Origin of the sequence: Pelomonas cellulosilytica (assembly GCF_021353265.1) — a bacterium.
GTDB lineage: Bacteria > Pseudomonadota > Gammaproteobacteria > Burkholderiales > Burkholderiaceae_C > Pelomonas > Pelomonas cellulosilytica.
The window spans coordinates 435,951-453,054 of the sequence record NZ_JAJTWU010000003.1; the positions used below are offsets into that span (position 1 = coordinate 435,951).

Sequence of the window (17,104 nt, forward strand, 5' to 3'; positions counted from 1 at the left end):
CCTCTCCCCAGTCAGACCTGATCCGCATTCCCGATGAGGCGCGTGTTCATCAGCCATCGCAACGGCCGTGCCGATGAAATCGCGTTCATCCGGCGCCTGCGCGACGGGCTGGCGGACGACGGCTTTGAAACGCTGGTCGACTTCGAGCGGCTGGCGTCCGGCGCCGCGCTGCGGCAGGACGTCTACACCTGGCTCGGCATCTGTCATGCGGCGGTCGTGCTGCTGTCCCCGGAGGCCCTCGGCGAAGACAGCGCCTGGGTGCCGACGGAGTCGTCGATCCTGGCCTGGCGCCGCACGCTGGACCCGAAGTTCCTGCTGATCCCGGTGCTGATGCCCGGCGTCGAGCTGGATGACCTGCGCGTGCACCTTCGCTTCCGCGACCTGGGCCTGCACGACCTGCTGTGCATCCCTTTCGAGAACGAGGCCAGCACCCTCGGCAAGATTCGCGCGGCGCTGCAACCCCTGCAACCCATCGCCCGCACACCGATGGAGGAGCTGGCCGAGCAGATCGAGGTGAAGCTGCAAGGCGTCCGCGACGACTTCCTCGACGAAGTCACGCGTCTGTGCGGCGCTGCGCAGCACGAGCTCCCCGCCGGCATGCTGCGCAACCGCGTCGCAGCCCTGGCGTTGCTGCAGGCGCCGTTGGCCGAGACGCTGGCCGCCCTCGAGTACCTCGCTCCCCGCCTCGGCGGCGCGCACGACATCGATCACATCCTCGACCTTGTCGCCCCCAGTTGGGTGGACCTGTGCGCCGCGCGCTGGCTGGCGCAGTGCGCGCTGGCGCCGGCACCGCGGCCGGCCGTCGTCGTCAACGCGCAGACGCAGTTCGGCGCCGAGATGTTCGTGCGCCGCGCCTGCTGCCGGCCCCCGCGCACGATGTGGCACCTCGTCAAGGTCACCGCGGTATTCGGCGAGAAGGCGTTCGAGGACCTGGCGATGGAGATCCAGGTGGCGCTCGAGACCGCATTCGCCAGCGCGTTGCAGTACGCCGACTCGCCCGCCCAGCAGCTGTTGCTGGTGCTCGCCAAGCTGCACAAGCTGGGCCGGGCCACCGTCGTCATGCTGCGCCTGAATGTCGGGTTCGAGGAGCTGATCCCGCCGCTGCAGGAGCGCTTCCCCTACCTCACTTTCCTGTTCCTGTCGGGCGACGAACTGCCCTCGCAGGAGTTCCCGACCAGCCTGCTGCGCCTGGTGGAGCCGTCGCTCGCCCCCGGGCAGGAGCTGGACGCGTTGACCACCTACCAGACCGCTCGCGCCCTGTTGCGCCCCACCAGCCCTCCGTGAGGCCCGCATGACACCTGGCTACACCCCTCTGTTCTCTCCCGCCACGCCCCAGCCTGCACCACAGGACGACACCGCCATCGGCGATCGCTCGGCGCTGGGCACCTACGTCTTCAGCGACGAGATCACCCTGGCCGTCAACGTGGCGCTGGCTACGGGCCGCCCGCTGCTCGTGCGCGGCACCAGTGGCGCCGGCAAGACCTCTCTGGCGCGGGCGCTGGCGCCGCTGCTGGGCTGTGACTTCCGGGAGACCGTCGTCACAGGCCGCACCCAGGCGCAGGACCTGCTGTGGACCGTGGACCTGCTGCGCCGGCTGCAGGACGCCCAGCTCAACCAGCTGTCCACCGACTGGAGCCGCTATGTCGTGCCGGGGCCGCTGTGGTGGGCCTTCGACGCCGCCAGCGCACGCGCGCAGCAAGGCGTCGCCGAGGGCACGGCGCCCGAGACCGGCGCTGGTGAGCCGCGGCGCAGCCTGCTGCTGATCGACGAGATCGACAAGGCCGACCCCGACGTGCCCAACAGCCTGCTGCGCCCGCTGGGCGACCTGGCCTTCGACGTGACCGAGACCCGTCAGCGTGTCGAGGCCCGACGGCCGACACCGGTCATCATCATCACGACCAACGAGGAACGCGACCTGCCGCCAGCCTTCCTGCGCCGCTGCGTCGAACTGACACTGCCGCGCTTCGACCGGGCGCGCCTGCTGGCCATCGGGCGGGCGCACTTCCCGCAGATGGCCCCAGCCTTGGCCGACGCCGCTGCGGAGCTCGCGCTGGCCGCCGCCGAACAAGGCGACCGGCGCGATGCCAACCCGGCCGAGTACCTTGATCTGCTGCGCGCCTGTCAGGACCTCGCCGTCACGCCCGCGTCGGCCGAGTTCAGGCAACTGGCCAACGTCGTGCTGGGCTGACGATGCGCCAGCCACCGCCTTCCCCGCTCGGCGACTGCCTGCGCGCACTGGCCCGCCTGCAGCCGCAGCAGGACGCCGGTGCGGCGATGGCGCAGCTGCTTGGCCTGGCGCGCAAGACGTCGGTGGAGACGACGAGCGGTGCCCTTCCTTCGCCCCCTGCGGCCCTCAAAGACGACGAGGACGAACCCGCCGCCCGCCACGCGGGGGAACACCGGCCGCAGGCTGTGTCGACCGACAACCGCCTGCCGCCCGCACGTGATGCCGAGCTGGCGCACGAGACCGGCGACCATGCGCCGCCGCCGGCGTGGCTGGGCGAGGTCGAGCCGCTGGACATGCCGCTACGCGTGTCCGATCCGTTCAACACGCCGCGCCCGCCGCTCTTCAGCGCCGGACTGCAACGCGCCATCGTCATGCGCCTGGCCGCGACCTGGCAGGCCAGCGGCGAGCTGGACCTGGACGCCGTCGTGCGCACCATGGCGGCGGGCTGCCCGCTGCGGCGCGTGCCTCGGCGGCTGGTGGCCACGACGCGCAAGGGCGTGAGGCTGCTGGTCGACGAGGGCGAGTCCATGCAGCCCTTTCAGCCTGACGTGGCGCAGCTCGTGCGCAGCTTCCGGCGCACGGTCGGCCCGTCGCGCCTGCGCATCGAGACGTTCGCCACCGTCCCGCAGCGCGGCGTGCGCGTAGGGCTGGACTGGGAGAGCTACCGGCCGGGGCGGCTGGGCATGGCGCTGGTGCTCATCACCGACCTGGCGCTGCCACCCCAGGCGCTCACCGCCGCACCGCCGGCCGATGGCGAATGGCTCAGCTTCCTCACGCGCGAGCGGCGCGCCGGCACGATGCCGATGGTGGTCGTGCCGCGCGATGCCGCAGACCTGCCGGCTCAACTGCGCCGCCACGCCCGCCTCATCCCGTGGGACCGCCGCTCCAGTCCGCGGACGCTGGCCTCATCAAGCGTCTCGCCGCCAGGCGCGATAGCCAGCGACGCGACGGACGAGACCGCACTGCAGCCCGCCACCCCGCTGAATCCGCTGGCCACGCTCGACGCCGACACGCTGCGCCTGGCTGCCGCCTGTGCGCTGGCAGTGCGCATCGAGCCGCCGCTGTTGCGCGCGCTGCGGCTGGCGCTGGGCGGCAACGTGGGGATCGAGGCCCGGCTGTGGTTCTGCCCCGCTGTGCGCGACCGCGCGGCCACGGGCCTCGTGTTCGACGACGACTGCCGCGACCTGCTGCTGCGCCGGCTGCGCACCGAGCCGGCCTTGCTGGAACTAGCCTGGCAAGTGGTTTCGCAGGCCCACACCGCACTGGCACCTGCGCTGCGTGCCGAGGAGGAAGCGGCCTACCGCTGGCTGCGCGGCGAGGAGCATGCAGCGCGCGCCATCCTGCGCAGCATGGTCGCCACCCTCGTGAACCCGGCCCGAGGCAGTGCCTGGCGCTGGGCCACGCAAGCCGCCGCGCGCCTGCCGAGCGCCCTGCGACAGGCCGAGGAGGCGCAGATGTTCACGATGGGCGCGGCGTTGCGAAGCGGCGAAAGGCAGCTGCTGCGCCATGTCGAGGGTCGGGGCGGCAACTCTTGGCACTGGCTGCGACCCGCCGCCCGCGAGCTGGAGCTGGCCGTCACGCTGCGCGAAGGCATGATCGAGTTCGCGCCCGTCACGGCGCAGGCCACGTTGAAGATCCGCGTGCCGGATGCGCCGCTCGTGCTCATCGACATCCGCCCCACCGAAGGCGCCCTCGACACCGCACCCGCCCGCATCAACCCGCGGCAGCGCAGCCTCGTTCCGGTGGAGGGCGACAGCTTCGAGCTGCAGGTGCTGGGCGGCGAGCGCTACCGGTTGATGGAGCGCCGGCAGGCTTCGAGCCAGAAGTTCGTGCCACGCAACCGGGCGCCTCGCGTGCACGTCGCCTACGACATCGAGCTGTATGGCAAATTCAAGAAGGTGGAACTGCCTTTCGTCGTGGGCGTGATGGCGGACCTGTCAGGCCGGCCGGAGCAGTCGTTGCCGCCCGTCGAGGATCGGAAGTTCCTCGAGATCGACGTGGAAAACTTCGACCAGCGCATGCAGGCGTTTGCACCCCGCCTGGCCTTGCAGGTAGAGAACAGGCTGGAGAACGAAGGCATGCTCGCCTTGGAGCTCCACTTCCGCGGTACCCAGGACTTCCTTCCCGGCGAGGTCGCGCGGCAGGTGGCCCCGTTGGCGCGCTTACTCGAATCGCGCGAGTGCCTGTCGAACCTGTTGACGTACACCGATGGAAAAGCGGGCGCCGAGATGCTGCTGACCCAGGTGCTGAATGAACCACGCATCCGGCAGCTGCTGACGGCCGACGAAAACGCCCCACTATCCAGCGTCGCGTTCCACGGCAGCGACCTGGAGTCCCTGCTGCACAAGGCCTTCAGCCCGAAGACGGACGGCGCAAGAGACACGCTGACGCAGGCATTGCGGCTGCTTGCGCTGGAGGCCCAGCGCACAGCTGACTGGACCACCAGCGACGTCATTGCCAGTGTCGAGCAGACCATCGCGGCGATCGACCTGAAGCTTACCGATCAACTCAACCCCATCCTTCACCACCCCGATTTCCTGGCCCTGGAAGGCGCCTGGCGCGGGCTTTTTCACCTCGTCGCCAACACCGAGACCGGCACAGACCTCAAGATCCGGGTGATGAACATCAGCAAGGCCGAGCTGGCCCGCTCGCTGCGGCGCTACCGCGGCGCGGACTGGGACCAGAGCCCGCTGTTCAAGAAGGTCTACGAGGAAGAGTTCGGCCAGTTCGGCGGCGAGCCGTTCGGCTGCCTCGTGGGCGACTATCACTTCGACCACTCGCCGCGCGACGTGGAGCTGCTGGGCGAGCTGGCGCGCATTGCCGCCGCGGCGCATGCGCCCTTCATCGCCGGCGCGTCGCCCGGCATTGCGCAGATGCAAAGCTGGCGGGAGCTGGCCGTGCGCCGTGACATGACCAAGGCTTTCGAAACGCCCGAGTACGCCGCCTGGCGCTCACTGCGCGAGTCGGACGAAGCCCGCTGCGTCGGATTGGCGATGCCGCGCTTTCTTGCCCGCCTGCCTTATGGTTCGCGCTCGAACCCGGTCGAGGAATTCAATTTCGAGGAGGACACCGGCGGGCCGGAAGGCGACGGCTACGTCTGGGCCAATAGCGCCTACGCGATGGCCGCCAACATCACGCGAGCGTTCAAGGACTATGGTTGGTGCGCCCGCATCCGTGGCGTGGAAAGCGGCGGTGCCGTGGCGAACCTGCTGGTACACACCTTTCCGGCCGATGATGGCGGCGTGGACATGAAGTGCCCGACGGAAGTCGCCATCACGGACCGCCGCGAAGCCGAATTGGCACGGGTGGGCTTCATGCCGCTGGTCCATCGCAAGAACTCGGATTTCGCCGCCTTCATCGGTGCTCAGTCGCTGCAGACGGCCCGCGTGTACGACAAAGAGGACGCCACGGTCAATGCGGCGCTCGCCGCGCGGCTGCCCTATCTCTTCGCATGCTGCCGCTTCTTGCATTACGTGAAGTGCCTGGTGCGCGACAAGATCGGCTCTTTCAAGGAACGGCAGGAGATGGAGTTCTTCGTGAACCGATGGCTGGCAACCTATGTCGACCCCGACCCGTCGGCTTCGTCGGAAACGGTGAGGGCGCAACGGCCCCTGGCCGAGGCGCGGATCGAGCTGGAGGAGCAGGAAGACAACCCGGGCTACTACAAGGCCCGAATCTACCTTCGCCCTCATTACCAGCTGGAGGGCTTGACGACTGCGCTGTGCATGGAGAGCTGGCTGCCTGGTCCAGGGGCCGCATGAGCCACGACAAGACAACCCAAGGAGAGACGCCATGAAACTGCGCGAGTGGCTGGATGCCTGGAGCCTGAAAGGGCTGAAGATCCATGCGGGCTTCCTGGACGCGGAGTTCGCGCCGAACGACCAGGACGCCGATGCGGCCTGGGAGCTCTACGTGGAGCTGCTGACACGCGCGACGACGCAGCTGCTGCCGCAGGATGCGGGCGACGAGGCGGCCGCGCTGGAGTCCGTCCACGACCTCTTCGGACTCACGCGCGCCATCCTGCGAGCGCCGGGCCGCCGGCATGCGACCGGTTTCGCAAAGATCGCCATCGTCGTTCTGAACCAGAAGGTTCGCCCGTTCACTGCCAAGTGGCACAAGCTGCAGCTGGCCGGCCTGCTCGACAAGCCGGACATGCGCGCCGACTTCCGCAGCGAACTGACCGCGCTGCAGGTCGATCTGCGGCATTACGCCGGGCTGTTGTCTCAGATGGCCGGCGTGGAAGATCTGACGACACTGCAGTCGTCCTGAAGGCTTGCTGCGGCGACCTGCGCGCAGGCATGCAGCGGACCGACAGCCTCCTGAGCGCTCAGCCGCCGGGCGGTTCGTCCGCTGCCAGCGGCGCCAGCAGCAGCTTCAAATCGGCCTCACCGAACTTGGCGAGCGCTCCGCCATCGTCCTGCCCCAGCAGGCCGTCGGCCAGTGCGCGCTTGCGGGCCTGCAGCTCCAGCATGCGCTCCTCGATGCTGCCCTGCGCGACGAGCTGGTAGACAAACACCGGCTGGTCCTGCCCGATGCGGTGAGCGCGGGCGCTGGCCTGCGCCTGCACGGCCGGGTTCCACCACGGGTCAACGTGGATGACGGTGTCGGCCGCCGTCAGATTCAACCCCACACCGCCGGCTTTCAGACTGGCCAGCAGCACGGGCACCTCTCTGGCCTGGAAGCGCTGCACGATGTCGCCCCGCTGGCCCGCGGGCGTCGCGCCGGTCAGCCGCAGATGCGGCACGGGCACCTCGGCGGCGATCAGGTCCAGCATCTCCGTAAACTGTGAGAACACCAGCAACCGCCGGCCCTGGGCGACGAAGTCCGGCAGGTGCTCGCGCAGCCACTCCAGCTTGGCGCGCTCAGTGTGCGGCGCCATGGCCACGCCCTTGACGAGGCGCGGATCGCAGCAGACCTGGCGCAGCTTCAGCATCGCGTCCAGCACGCTGATGAGACTGGTGGGCGAAAAGCCATCGCGCTGGAGGATGCGGCGCACCATGTGATCTGCCGCGACGCGCACGCTCTCGTAGAGCTGCTTCTGCTGGCCCACCAGTGTGACGCGCTTGACCAGCTCGGTCAGCGGCGGCAGCTCGGTGGCGACTTCGGTCTTCAGACGGCGAAGGATGAAAGGCCGCACGCGCGCTGCGAGCAACCGCGCCCGCGAGCCGTCGCGGTTGACCTCGATGGGCTTGCGCCAGTGCCGCGCAAACGTGCGCGAGTCGCCCAGGAACCCGGGCATCAACAGGTCGAACATCGACCACAGCTCGCCGAGGTGGTTCTCCAGCGGCGTGCCGGTCAGCGCGAGGTGGTGACGCGCATCGAGCCGGCGCAGCGCTCGCGCGGCCCGCGCCCGCGCGTTCTTCACGGACTGGGCCTCGTCGAGGATCAGCAGGTGCCAGGGCTGGGCCGACAGCGTGCGCAGGTCGCGCCAGACGAGGTTGTAGGTGCTGAGCACGATATCGGCACCGGCCAGGTCGACACCCACACGGTCGGCACCGTGCCAGGTCAGCACCGTCAGCCCCGGCGCGATGCGCGCAGCCTCCTTCTGCCAGTTGAACAGCAGCGAGGTCGGCACGATGATGAGCGCCGGGCGATCCAACCGGCCGGCCTGCTTCTCGGCCCAGACATGGGCCAGCGCCTGCGCCGTCTTGCCCAGGCCCATGTCGTCGGCCAGGATGCCGGCCAGCTGTTGTTCACGCAGGTACTGCAGCCAGGCCAGGCCGTGCAGCTGGTAGGGCCGCAGCTGCAGGCCCAGGCCAGGGGGTTGCGCGAGGGCCGGGGGGGCGCCGGCCGCCAGCAGACGCTGCCCCAGGGCCTTGAGCCCCGCATCACCGTGGATCTGCCAGCGTTCGCGCGACTCGTCCTCGATGTAGCGCAGCCGATCGGCGTCCCACTCATTGAGCTTGATCGGCTTGCCCTTCTCCAGCTCGGCCGGCTTCAGCAAGTCCAGCAGCGCCAGCATGATGACCTTCAAAGGCGCCGCCTGCGCGTGATAGCGCCGTCCGCCGGGCGCGCGCAGCGAGACGATGGCGTCGTCCTCGATGGCGGCGATGGCCCAGGCATCCAGCCAGCGCTTGTCGCGGCGCAGCAGATTGCCCATCAGAGGCGCCAGGTCCAGCCGCTGACCGTCCACCTCCATGCCCAGGCTGACGAGCCAGGCGCCGGTGCGCCGCTCCAGGCCCAGGCCTTCGACACGGCGGCGCGGTCGCAGGGCGAGCTCGGCCGTCTCTTCTTCGAGCCCGAGCTGCCAGCCGCTGACGAACTGGCTGTGATGCGCGAAGCCCGGCTCAGTCGTGACCCGCCAGCCCAGTGCCAGCAGCTCGGGTACCTTGTCGGCATGGAAGTCGCCGAAGAACTCCTCCTGGGGCGTGGTCCAGAGAGATGCGGCCAGGGGCTGCGGGCTGCCACGCCACTGCAACAGGGCCGGGTCCAGGTGCACCAGGCCGTGCTGCAGCAACGTCTGCTCGGCCGCCAGACCGCCGCCGTCCAGCATCGCCACGGTGACCTGCTCGCCCCGCGGCCCCAGGGGGCCGCGCGGCCGCAGGCCCAGCAGACCGTCACCACGGGTCAACGTGCGCAGGACGAGCTGGGGGGAAGGCGCCATCGCGACAGTCTCGCAGCTCGGGGCTGCGGTTCAGGCGACCTGTGGGCGGCCCTGGGCCTCCGGCCACCGGTGGCGACAGCCAGCTCAGCGTTGCTGCGCGGCCACCCAGCGCCGGATGCGGCGGTCCAGCACGTCCACCGGCATGGCGCCTTCACCCAGCACCTGGTCATGGAACTCGGCGAGGCGGAACTTCTTGCCCAGGGTCTTCTCGGCGTGCTGGCGCAGCGCCTGGATGCGTAGGGCCCCCATCTTGTAGCCCAGAGCCTGACCGGGCCAGGCCAGATAGCGGTCGATCTGGTTCACGGCCAGCGCACGGTTTGCGCCGGTGATCTCCATCCAGTAGGCGATCGCCCGCTCGCGCGGCCAGCCCATGGCATGCAGGCCGGTGTCCACCACCAGGCGTGCCGCACGCACGATCTCGCCGTTGAGCTGGCCGGCATAGGCGGCCGGATCGTCGTACAGGCCGAGCTCATGGCCCAGAGTCTCGGCGTAAAGCGCCCAGCCTTCCACGTAGGCATTGCTGCCGGTATGCCGACGGAAGGACGGCAGCGTCATCTCCTGCTGCAGTGCGAGCTGGAAATGGTGGCCGGGCTGGCCCTCGTGCAGCAGCAGCGCGGTCATGTCGGGTGTGCTGGCCGCCAGCGGGTCCGGGATGGCGGCCCAGAACACGCCCGGCAGGCTGCCGTCGGCCTTGCCCAGCGTGTAATGGGGTGAGGCGGTGGCGCGGGTCAGCTCTGGTTCGGCGCGGATCTCCAGCGGTGTGCGTGGCTGGCGGCCGAACAGTCGGGGCAGCTGCGGCTCGACGCGGGCATTGATGGCCCGGTAGCCCTGCAGCACGTCTTCCTCGGTCTTGAAGGGGCGCCAGCGCGCGTCGGCCTGCAGCCAGGCGAGCAATCCGCCGTCGCGCAGCGGGTCCCCCTCGAAACCGAGGCGGGGTGCCAGACGCGCAATCTCCTGCTGGATGCGCCCCACCTCGCGCAGGCCGAGCTCATGGATAGCCTGGGGCGTGAGCGTGGTGTTGGTCTGGTCGCGCACGACCTGGCGGTACCAGTCCTGGCCTCCGGGCAGGCTGCCCAGGCCGGGGCTGGTCCGGCGAGCGGCGGCAGGCATGTAGTCCGCCTGCGCGAAGGCCTGCAACCTCTGCAGGCCCGGGACCACCTGCTCACGCAGGGTCTGTTCAAAGGCGCGGGCGAGGTCGATGGCGTCCTGCGCAGCCAGGCCGGACGTGACGCCTGGCTCGAGCAGGCGCAGCGTGGCGCCGAAGGGGTTGCGGGTCAGGTCGGGATCGGCCAACCGCGTGAGCTGCTGCAGGCTGGCCTCCATGACGGAGGGTGATTGCACGATGCCGCGCGCCAGGCCTTCACGCAGATTCAGTACCGCCTGGTCACACCAGGCCGGCAGCACCCTCAGGCGCTTGAGGTAGGCCTCGAACTCGGGCCGGGTTCTCAGGGGCTGTGACTCCATCTGCCCGCCCGCGAACATCGCCAGCAGCAGCGGCACCGACGACATGTGCTCCAGCGGCAGCAGATGGTCGGGGAAGCGGGACAGCGCCAGCTGGTCGCTCAACAGGCGCTCCAGCAGTTCGCGCGTGAGGCGGTCCGACGGCGAGAGATCCGCGACCGGGATGCCGTGCAACTCCTTCAAAAAGCCGCGGTAGGCGTCGAAGCGGCGCGCGCGCTCGGCCGGCGCCAGCGACAGCGCGAGCTGGTCGTTGAAGCGGTAGTCGCCGTTGAACATGGCCAGCAGCGGATCGAAGCGCGCCTGGGCATCCCAGGCCCGGGTCGCCAGGTCGGCCAGGCGTTCGGCGGGCGTGGCGGCCAGCGCGGGCTGCAGCAGGCCGAGCGCCAGGGTCAGCACGGCCAGGCCATCACGGATCAGCTTCATAACCATCACGCGAAACAAGTGCAGGCGGCCGGATTCTGTGGGCCGACCGCGGCGGACGAGACCCGGATGAACCCAAGACGCAGGCTTTGCGTCCTCTGTCGAGAGGATGTCGCCCGGCTTCTCGGCCATACCGGGCGTGACACAACAGAGGGGCAGGTCGGCATGCGCAGGACTGGTGCGCGGTCGGTGCGGGCATCACGACATGCTCGCAGCCGCGCACGCGCAACTTAACCTTGGCTTCACGAAGCTGGCTCCCAGCTGCAAGCTTCACGCCGCGGCGCGTTCGAATAATGGCGGCCATGCGCAAGCTCGCCCTGCACCTGCTGCTGCCGCTGGCCCTGCTTTTCTCGCAGCAGGGCGCGGTGTGGCATGTGCTCGCGCACCTGAGCGCCCCCGCGCAGCAAGCCTCGGCCACCGAGGTGCTGGGCGCCACGGACGATGCCGACGAGGTGTGCCCGCACTGCCTGGCCTATGCCCACCTCGCGGTGAGCCTGGGCACGCAGACGGCGCCGCTGCCGCTCGTCACGGCACGCCACGAACCGGCCCTCTCGGCGCTGCATGCCGGCCAGCCCGCGCGGCCGCCCGTGGCGCGCGGCCGCGGGCCGCCGACGTTCCTTCTCTGAAGCCTGTCCAGTCCCGTGCTCCCGCGGCGCTCTGCCGCGGGCGGCCGGCTGCATCCCTTCCCGGAAGTCGTCACATCATGCGCAAGTTCCAATCCCGCACCCTGCCCCTCGCCCTCACCCTCGCCTACCCGCTGATCGCCGCCCACGCCGACCCGGACGCCTCCGTCACCGACACGCTGCCCACCGTGCAGGTGCAGAGCGCCCGCAACCGCCTCGACGCCGCACGCAACGGCCTCTCGCCCGACACCGGCAGCACCCAGTACAAGTTCAGCCGCGAGGACATCGCCCGCCTGCCGCTGGGTGACGACACGCCGCTGAACCAGCTGCTGCTGCAGGCCCCCGGCGTCGTGCAGGACTCCTACGGCGCCATCCACGTACGCGGCGACCACGGCAACCTGCAGTACCGCCTCAACGGCGTCGTCATCCCCGAGGCCATCAGCGGCTTCGGCCAGGTGCTGGAGACGCGCTACGCCAACAACGTCAGCCTGCTGACCGGTGCGCTGCCGCCGCAGTACGGTTACCGCACGGCCGGCGTCGTCGACATCCAGACCCGCGACGGCATCGACGACGGCCGCCCGCTGGCCGGCAGCGTCGGCGTGACGCTGGGCTCGCACCAGCAGCGCGAGACCGACCTGACGCTGCATGGCAGCCAGGGCGCACTGAGCTACAGCTTCAGCGGATCCTACGAGGGCAATGCGCTGGGCATCGAGAACCCCTCTGGCAGCCGCAATGCGCTGCACGACCAGACGCACCAGGGCAAGGCACTGGGCACGCTGTCCTACCTGATCGACCCGGACACCCGCGTGACGGCGCTGTTCGGCGTCACGAACAACCGCTTCGAGATCCCCGACGTGCCGGGGCAGTCGCCACAGTTCAACCTGGCTGGCGCCGATCCCAAGGATTCCGCCCAGCTCGACGCCCGCCAGCGCGAACGCAACCGCTTCGCTGTGCTGAGCTACCAGAGCGCGCTCGGCTCGCAGGTGGATTACCAAGTGTCGCTGTTCCACCGCTACACCGACGTGCACTACACGCCCGACACAGTGGGCGACCTGCAGTACCTTGGCGTCGCGGCGGACATCCTGCGCCGCAACGAGGCCAACGGCGTGCAGGCCGACATGAGCTGGCGGCTGGACAGCCAGCACACGCTGCGCACCGGTGTCTTCGGGCAGCGCGAGCGGGCGGTCACGCTGAACAGCGCACAGGTCTTCCCTGCGGACGACAACGGCAGCCCGACCAGCACGACGCCGCTGCAGATCGTCGACAACTCGGGACTTCGCGGCGGGCTCTGGGGCGCCTACCTACAGGACGAATGGAAGCCCATGAAGGGCCTGACAGTGAACTACGGTCTGCGCTACGACCATGTGAACACCGTCAGCACCGAAAGCCAGTGGAGCCCGCGCCTGGGCGCCGTGTGGGACGTGACGCCCTCGCTGCGCGTGCATGCCGGCTACGCGCGCTACTTCACGCCGCCGCCGACGGAGAAGATCGACGGCACCTCGGTGGCCGCCTTCCAGGGCACCACCAACGCGCTGCCGTCAGACGCCAACACGTCGGTGAAATCCGAACGCTCCAACTACTATGACGCGGGCCTGGCCTTCCAGGTCAGCCCGCGGCTGACGTTGAGCGCCGATGGCTACTACCGCGACGTGCGCCACTTGCAGGACGAAGGCCAGTTCGGCAACGCGCTGATCTACTCGGCCTTCAACTATGCGCAGGGCCGCATCTACGGCCTGGACCTGGCGGCCAACTATAAGGACAAGCGCTGGTCTGCCTACGCCAACGTGGGCCTGACGCACGCCCGCGCACGCCAGGTCGAGACGGGACAGTTCAACTTCGAGCAGGACGAGCTGGACTACATCGCCAGCCACTGGGTGCACCTGGACCACGAGCAGAAGCTCAGCGCGTCGGCCGGCTTCAACCTGCAGCTGGACGAGGGCTACGCGGTAGGCGCCAGCGCGCTGTTCGGCAGCGGCCTGCGCAACGACTTCGCCAACACCGGCCACCTGCCCGCGTACACGACGGTGAACGCCGACGTCAGCAAGACCTTCCATGTCGGCGACGCCGGCCCCGTGCAGGCGCGGCTGGCGGTGGTCAACCTGTTCGACCGCCAGTACCAGCTGCGCGACGGCTCCGGCATCGGTGTCGGCGCGCCGCAGTTCGGCGAGCGCCGCGGCGTGCAGCTGAGCCTCAGCAAGGACTTCTGACGCCCATGAAACCCTCACCCGACAGCGGGCACCGCCCGGCTGTCGGGTGGCTGGCTGATCAGGAAGCCAGCACGCCCTTGATGTGGGCGGCGATGGCGTCGTCCTGGCAGTTCGTGAAGAACAGCTCCTGGAACTTCTCGCCCGACACGGCGGCCTTCAGCAGGTCCTGGTCGACGGCCTTCAGCGTCGTCAGCATGTCCTTGCACGACGCGGCCTTCAGGTCCTTCAGGATTCCGCGGTTCTTGGCCATGATGGCGGCGCGCTCCTTCGGGTAGCCGGCGCCGCGCTCGTTCTCCAGCAGCTTGCGGTAGCAGTCCTGCAGGTTCAGCTCGGCGGCCCAGCCGAAGCCCTTGGCATAGGGCATGGACATGGCGTTGCCGTCGTTGATCTGGCCGAACAGGAAGGCGTCGGTCGGATCGATGACGAGGCCGCAGAACACGCCCGGCATGCTGTTGCAGGCCAGCATGGAGCCCATGCCCGTGCCGCAGCCGGTGACGACGAAGTCCGCCGCTTTGCTGTTCAGCAGGATGCCGGCCAGCAGGCCGTTCATGACGTAGGTGAGCGAGGCCTTGTCCTCCGGCGTGTACATGCCGTAGTGGTGGACGCTGTGGCCCAGCGGCTCGGCGACGGTCTTGAGCGCGTTGTGGACGATCTCGGACTTGGCGGCCTGGCTGTTCTCGATGATGAGGGCGATCTTCATGGCGGTGGGCTTTCGGGTCTGGCGGAAGTTGGGCGGGGCGGCACCGCTGGCCGGCTGGGCCGGCGTGTGGGCCGTCATGCCAGGTGCCGGCCCGCGAGCGGGCAAGACGGCGTGGTCTGTGTCAGCGACCTGGCCAACCGCGCATCCCTGCAGTGGAATGCTGGCGCGGCTGCCATTGTGCCTGCAGGTGGAACGGCGTTTCATAAATGCCATTCAATCCGGGGAGCGATGTGGGCCTTCCAGCCCGCCAACCGGCGCGAAGGCCGTCAGTCGCCCTGGCCGCCCAGCGCCTTCAGCCCGCGGCCGGCCGGCAGCGCGCGCAGGTACTTGAAGGTGCCGGTGGCATGGGCGCACAGCTTGTCATCCGCGCCGAACACCGAACCCTCGCAGAAGGCCATCGTCGTCGAGCGGTGCAGCAGCCGGCCCACCGCGCGCAGCTCGCCCTCGCCGGGCCGCATGAAGCTGGTCTTCATCTCCACCGTGACGACGCCAGGGCCGAGGTTGGGCTGGTCACGGTTCACGCTGCGCGCGGCATGGGCCATGGCCACATCCAGCAGCGTCATGACGACGCCGCCGTGCGCAACGCGCCAGGAGTTCAGGTGCTGCTCGGCAACGGCCAGCCGCAGCTCGGCCTCGCCGTCGCCCAGCGTGTGCAGCGTGAGGCCGAGTTGTTCGACGAAGGGGATGTGGACAGGAAACTGCATACGGCCAGTGTCCCTGAAGCCAGCCGTCGCACCGGCCGCCGGCGTTGTCAGGTGAAGCGCCTGCCTTCGGCTGCCAGCCGCGCGAGCAGCGGCGCAGGCGTCCAGAACGCGGTGTCGTCCAACGGGTTCCGCGCAAACCGCTGCATCGCCTGCACGACGTTGGCCAGGCCCTGCGAGTCCGCGTAGCAAAGCGGCCCGCCGCGCCACAGCGGAAAGCCGTAGCCGGACAGGTACACCATGTCCACGTCGGACGCCCGCTGGGCGATGCCCTCCTCCAGCAGGTGCGCCGCCTCGTTCACCAGCGCGAAGACGAGCCGGTGAACGATCTCATCGTCGCCGATGTCGCGCGGCAGCACGCCCAGGGTGGCGCGGTGCGCCTTCAACAGCTCGTCAACGATGGGTGACGGCACGGCCTCGCGCTTGCCCGCCGGGTAGTCGTACCAACCGGCGCCCGTTTTCTGGCCGAAGCGGCCCAGCTCGCACAGGCGGTCGGCGCTGGCCGAGTACTTCAGCTGCGGCTTCTCGATATAGCGGCGCTTTCGGATGGCCCAGCTGATGTCGTTGCCCGCCAGGTCGCTCATGCGGAAGGGCCCCATCGCAAAGCCGAAGGTCTCCATCGCCCGGTCGACCTGCTGCGGCGAGCAGCCCTCGTCGAGCAGGAAACCCGCCTGGCGCGCGTACTGCTCGATCATGCGGTTGCCGATGAAGCCGTCACAGACGCCGGAGACCACCGCCGTCTTCCTGATCTTCTTCGCCAGCGCCATCACGGTGGCCAACACGTCCTTGGCCGTCGCGCGGCCGCGCACCACCTCCAGCAGCTTCATGACCTGGGCCGGGCTGAAGAAGTGCAGCCCCACCACATCCTGAGGGCGGCGCGTAAACGACGCGATGCGGTCCACGTCCAGCGTCGACGTATTGGACGCGAGGATGGCACCCGGCCTGGCGATGGCATCCAGTTGCCTGAACACCGCCTCCTTGACGCCGATGTCCTCGAACACCGCCTCGATCAGCAGGTCGGCATCGCGCAGGTCGGCGGGCTGCAACGTCGCCGTCAGCAACGCCAGGCGCCGCACGCAGCCGTCGGCGTCTAGCCTGCCCTTGCCGACCTGCGCCTCGTAGCTCTGCCGGATGGCGGCCACGCCGCGGTCCAGCGCCTGCGCGTCCGTCTCCAGCAGCGTCACCGACAGGCCGGCGTTGAGGAAGCTCATCACGATGCCGCGGCCCATCGTGCCGGCGCCGACGACGGCCACCCGGCGGATCTCGCGCCTCGGCGTGTCCTCCGGCACATCTGCGATCTTGGTAGCGGCACGCTCGGCGAAGAAGGCATGGCGCAGCGCCCGCGACTCCGGCGTCGCCATCAGTGCCGCAAAACCCTCGCGTTCCTGCCGGATGCCGTCATCGAACGGCAGCATGACGCTGGCGGCCACCGACTCCAGGCAGCGCAGCGGCGCGGGAAAGTGCTGGGACATGCCGGCCACCCGGGCGCGGGCGGCCGCGAAGAACGCCTCGGCATCCGGCAGGGTCGCCACCAGGTCACGCACCTTGGGCAGCGGCCGCCGCTCGGCCACCGTCTCGGCGAACTCCACGGCGCCGGCCAGCAGATCGCCGTCGATGAGGCGGTCGAACAGCCGCTGCCCCGGCACCTCGGCCAGCCGCCGCGCCTCCACCGGCTCGCCGCCGACGATCATGTTCAACGCCGGCTCCACGCCCAGCGCCCGCGGCAGCCGCTGCGTGCCGCCCGCGCCGGGCAGCAGGCCCAGCTTCACCTCGGGGAGCGCGACCTGCGTGCCGGGCGCGGCCACGCGGTAGTGGCAGCCCAGCGCCAGCTCCAGCCCGCCCCCCATGCAGATCGTGTGCACGGCCGCAACGACCGGCTTGCTGCAGCGTTCGACGAGCGTGATGAGGCTCAGCAGATTGGGTTCGGCCAGTGCCTTGGGCGTGCCGAACTCCTTGATGTCCGCGCCGCCGGAAAAAGCCTTGCCCGCGCCGGTGAGGACGAGCGCCCGGACGGCCGGGTCACCCTCGGCGCGCTCGACGCCGTCGGCGATGGCCGCCCGCGTGGTGAGCCCCATGCCGTTGACCGGCGGGTTGTCCAGCGTGATGACGGCGACGCTGCCGCGGACTTCGTAGTGGGCTGTCATAGGCTCGACCTCGGTGA

At 69.7% G+C, this 17,104-nt stretch carries 11 protein-coding genes; 6 read left to right on the plus strand and 5 right to left on the minus strand.

Features of this window, described 5'->3' with window-relative positions; translation table 11 throughout:
• Positions 1–33: 33 nt before the first annotated feature.
• The 4 genes from LXT13_RS09430 to LXT13_RS09450 all read left to right on the plus strand — a co-directional run bounded on the left by LXT13_RS09430 (position 34) and on the right by LXT13_RS09450 (position 6,496).
• Complete coding sequence (locus tag LXT13_RS09430) at positions 34–1,284, plus strand: toll/interleukin-1 receptor domain-containing protein (RefSeq protein ID WP_233371673.1); 1,251 nt, start codon at positions 34–36, stop codon at positions 1,282–1,284.
• Between the two features lie 7 nt (positions 1,285–1,291).
• Positions 1,292–2,188 carry an AAA family ATPase gene (locus LXT13_RS09435; RefSeq protein ID WP_233371674.1) on the plus strand — a complete coding sequence of 299 codons (897 nt, stop codon included), beginning with the start codon at positions 1,292–1,294 and terminating at the stop codon, positions 2,186–2,188.
• Positions 2,189–4,023: 1,835 nt separating this feature from the next.
• Complete coding sequence (gene tssC, locus LXT13_RS09445; RefSeq protein WP_419964663.1) at positions 4,024–5,988, plus strand: type VI secretion system contractile sheath large subunit; 1,965 nt, start codon at positions 4,024–4,026, stop codon at positions 5,986–5,988.
• A gap of 31 nt (positions 5,989–6,019) precedes the next feature.
• Entirely contained in the window at positions 6,020–6,496 is a 477-nt protein-coding gene (locus LXT13_RS09450) for a hypothetical protein (RefSeq protein WP_233371675.1), read from the plus strand.
• A 58-nt stretch (positions 6,497–6,554) separates the two neighbouring features.
• Here LXT13_RS09450 and LXT13_RS09455 read toward each other — a convergent pair whose 3' ends face one another.
• Both LXT13_RS09455 and LXT13_RS09460 read right to left on the minus strand, forming a co-directional pair.
• Positions 6,555–8,831, minus strand: a complete 2,277-nt coding sequence (locus LXT13_RS09455) for a DEAD/DEAH box helicase (protein ID WP_233371676.1) — start codon at positions 8,829–8,831, stop codon at positions 6,555–6,557.
• 84 nt (positions 8,832–8,915) lie between these two features.
• Positions 8,916–10,715: a DUF885 domain-containing protein gene (locus tag LXT13_RS09460; protein ID WP_233371677.1), complete on the minus strand. Its 1,800-nt coding sequence runs from the start codon at positions 10,713–10,715 to the stop codon at positions 8,916–8,918.
• A gap of 299 nt (positions 10,716–11,014) precedes the next feature.
• Between LXT13_RS09460 and LXT13_RS09465 the strand changes: the two genes are divergently transcribed.
• Both LXT13_RS09465 and LXT13_RS09470 read left to right on the plus strand, forming a co-directional pair.
• Positions 11,015–11,338: a hypothetical protein gene (locus LXT13_RS09465; RefSeq protein WP_233371678.1), complete on the plus strand. Its 324-nt coding sequence runs from the start codon at positions 11,015–11,017 to the stop codon at positions 11,336–11,338.
• Between the two features lie 77 nt (positions 11,339–11,415).
• Positions 11,416–13,542, plus strand: coding sequence for a TonB-dependent receptor (locus tag LXT13_RS09470; RefSeq protein ID WP_233371679.1), 2,127 nt, complete (start codon positions 11,416–11,418; stop codon positions 13,540–13,542).
• Positions 13,543–13,600: 58 nt separating this feature from the next.
• On the opposite strand, the gene LXT13_RS09475 is transcribed toward LXT13_RS09470, so the two are convergent.
• The 3 genes from LXT13_RS09475 to LXT13_RS09485 form a co-directional block, all read right to left on the minus strand.
• On the minus strand, positions 13,601–14,242 hold the full coding sequence (locus LXT13_RS09475) for an RpiB/LacA/LacB family sugar-phosphate isomerase (RefSeq protein WP_233371680.1): 642 nt from the start codon (positions 14,240–14,242) through the stop codon (positions 13,601–13,603).
• A 266-nt stretch (positions 14,243–14,508) separates the two neighbouring features.
• Positions 14,509–14,946, minus strand: coding sequence for a PaaI family thioesterase (locus LXT13_RS09480; RefSeq protein ID WP_233371681.1), 438 nt, complete (start codon positions 14,944–14,946; stop codon positions 14,509–14,511).
• 47 nt (positions 14,947–14,993) lie between these two features.
• Complete coding sequence (locus LXT13_RS09485; protein WP_233371682.1) at positions 14,994–17,087, minus strand: 3-hydroxyacyl-CoA dehydrogenase NAD-binding domain-containing protein; 2,094 nt, start codon at positions 17,085–17,087, stop codon at positions 14,994–14,996.
• Between the last annotated feature and the right edge of the window lie 17 nt (positions 17,088–17,104).

What these genes read in the sequence shown, in the direction of transcription:
- LXT13_RS09455 (WP_233371676.1), bottom strand. Translation starts at nt 8,831, where the DNA reads ATGGCGCCTTCCCCCCAGCTCGTCCTGCGCACGTTGACCCGTGGTGAC.
- LXT13_RS09480 (WP_233371681.1), bottom strand. Translation starts at nt 14,946, where the DNA reads ATGCAGTTTCCTGTCCACATCCCCTTCGTCGAACAACTCGGCCTCACG.
- LXT13_RS09475 (WP_233371680.1), bottom strand. Translation starts at nt 14,242, where the DNA reads ATGAAGATCGCCCTCATCATCGAGAACAGCCAGGCCGCCAAGTCCGAG.
- LXT13_RS09465 (WP_233371678.1), top strand. Translation starts at nt 11,015, where the DNA reads ATGCGCAAGCTCGCCCTGCACCTGCTGCTGCCGCTGGCCCTGCTTTTC.
- LXT13_RS09435 (WP_233371674.1), top strand. Translation starts at nt 1,292, where the DNA reads ATGACACCTGGCTACACCCCTCTGTTCTCTCCCGCCACGCCCCAGCCT.
- LXT13_RS09470 (WP_233371679.1), top strand. Translation starts at nt 11,416, where the DNA reads ATGCGCAAGTTCCAATCCCGCACCCTGCCCCTCGCCCTCACCCTCGCC.
- LXT13_RS09485 (WP_233371682.1), bottom strand. Translation starts at nt 17,087, where the DNA reads ATGACAGCCCACTACGAAGTCCGCGGCAGCGTCGCCGTCATCACGCTG.
- LXT13_RS09430 (WP_233371673.1), top strand. Translation starts at nt 34, where the DNA reads ATGAGGCGCGTGTTCATCAGCCATCGCAACGGCCGTGCCGATGAAATC.
- tssC (WP_419964663.1), top strand. Translation starts at nt 4,024, where the DNA reads ATGGAGCGCCGGCAGGCTTCGAGCCAGAAGTTCGTGCCACGCAACCGG.
- LXT13_RS09450 (WP_233371675.1), top strand. Translation starts at nt 6,020, where the DNA reads ATGAAACTGCGCGAGTGGCTGGATGCCTGGAGCCTGAAAGGGCTGAAG.
- LXT13_RS09460 (WP_233371677.1), bottom strand. Translation starts at nt 10,715, where the DNA reads ATGAAGCTGATCCGTGATGGCCTGGCCGTGCTGACCCTGGCGCTCGGC.